1 pseudogene is annotated in these 619 nt (G+C 40.1%); it reads left to right on the forward strand.

Annotation, left to right across the window (positions count from 1 at the left end):
- Positions 1 to 331: pseudogene (locus tag IE056_RS18330) on the forward strand (hypothetical protein); the annotation flags it as partial.
- Between the last annotated feature and the right edge of the window lie 288 nt (positions 332 to 619).

A 619-nucleotide genomic window follows, 5' to 3' on the forward strand; every position in this document is an offset into this window, starting at 1 on the left:
CAAAACCGAAGCCTGTCATAAATATGGTATACAGGCGAAATCCACTATTAGGGAATGGTTGCGAAAATATGGTACTTTTGACTGGGAAAACCAAACTGAAAATATCGTGGCAAAAACTCCCGAACAACGCATCTTAGAGTTAGAAGCCAAAGTCAAATTACTCGAGAAACAGAAGGCACGCGCAGAACATTTGGCCGAGCGCGCGGATAAGAAGGTTATAATCTTTGATATGCTCGTGGATTTGGCGGAGAAGGAATATGACATCCAGATCAGAAAAAATTACGCACCCGACTTATCAACCTCTTCAAAGAAGAGTACAAAGAAACTTTAGTTTCTACCTGTGATTTGCTCGGGGTAAATAGGCAGGTATATTATAGATCAATTAAATCTACACTTTATAAACAATCTATCGCCCAAAGGGTAATAACAATGGTGCGGGACATCCGTATCACTATGCCCAGGTTGGGAGGTAAAAAATTATATTTTTTGCTTAAAGATCAATTATTGTCCCTAAAGGTTGGAAGGGATAAACTGTTCAGGATATTAAGAGCCAATCATATGCTGGTAAAGCCAAAGCGGAGCTATCATATCACAACAGACTCCCACCACCGTTTCAGAA

The organism is Salinimicrobium marinum (assembly GCF_014651535.1).
GTDB classification, from domain to species: domain Bacteria; phylum Bacteroidota; class Bacteroidia; order Flavobacteriales; family Flavobacteriaceae; genus Salinimicrobium; species Salinimicrobium marinum.